Raw genomic sequence first — 1,278 nt, forward strand, 5'->3', positions numbered from 1 at the left:
CCGCGGCGCCGTTGTTGAGCGTATAGCTGTAGTGGCCGTTCGCGTCGATCGTGATTGAACCGTAGCTGCCCACCACGGCCGAGCCGACATGGCCCGAGGCCGATGCAACCGTGCCCGCTTCGACGCCGGTAACCGTCGCCCCGTCCGCGCCCTTGGTGTCGGCAACGCCGTCCGTGTTGTTCGCGTCCGCGCCGCCGCTGGCCGTGATGACATTGCCGTCCGCGACCGTCGCACCGTCTTCCGTCACGCTGTCGGTGTCGGCAACCGCCGTCGGCACGTCGTCGACAATGGCGATCTGGAACGAGGCGCTCGGATCGTCGGCCACGTTGCCGTCGCTGTCGGCGACATGCACCGTGAACGTCTCGAATGGCGTTGCGTCCGTGGCATGATTGACGTTGTGCTCCAGCGTGTAGCTGTAGTTCACCGTCGTCCCGTTGATCGCCGTGATGATCAGCGTGCCGTAGTCGCCGGTGACCGTCGCGCCCACCACGACCGCGGTCCCGTTGATCGTCACCGTCGAGGCGCCGTCGCCGTTCGTATAGCTGAACGTGCCCGCCGTCGTCTCGGAATTGGTCAGGGAAGCCGAGCCGGCCGGAAGGCCGGCCTCGTCAACCGAAGTCCCAGGCGCCCCCACCTGCGGAACGGTGACCGTCGGCACGTCGTTGGTGCCGTTGATGGTGATCTCGACCGTTGTCGTCGAGGTGTCGCCGTCGCCATCGATCAGCGTGTAGGTGAACGTGTCGGTCAGATGCTGGCCGGTGGTCAGCGCCTGGACCGCCGCAGCGCCGTTGTTCAGCGTATAGCTGTAGTGGCCGTCCGCATCGATCGTGATCGAACCGTAGCTGCCCGCCACGGCCGAGCCGACATGGCCCGAGGCCGATGCAACCGTGCCCGCTTCGACGCCCGTTACCGTCGCACCGTCCGCGCCCTTGGTGTCGGCAACGCCGTCCGTGTTGTTCGCGTCCGCGCCGCCGCTGGCCGTGATGACATTGCCGTCCGCGACCGTCGCACCGTCTTCGGTCACGCTGTCGGTGTCGGCAACCGCCGTCGGCACGTCGTCGACAATGGCGATCTGGAACGAGGCGCTTGGATCGTCGGCCACGTTGCCGTCGCTGTCGGCGACATGCACCGTGAACGTCTCGAATGGCGTTGCGTCCGTGGCATGATTGACGTTGTGCTCCAGCGTGTAGCTGTAGTTCACCGTCGTCCCGTTGATCGCCGTGATGATCAGCGTGCCGTAGTCGCCGGTGACCGTCGCGCCCACCACGACCGCGGTCC

At 66.7% G+C, this 1,278-nt stretch carries 1 protein-coding gene; it reads right to left on the bottom strand.

Annotated elements, in window-relative coordinates; genetic code table 11:
• On the bottom strand, positions 1-1,278 hold a 1,278-nt coding region (locus EN943_RS37045; RefSeq protein WP_206522892.1), incomplete at both ends, for a VCBS domain-containing protein.

Source organism: Mesorhizobium sp. M7A.F.Ca.US.006.01.1.1, from assembly GCF_003997935.1.
Taxonomy (GTDB): Bacteria; Pseudomonadota; Alphaproteobacteria; order Rhizobiales; family Rhizobiaceae; genus Mesorhizobium.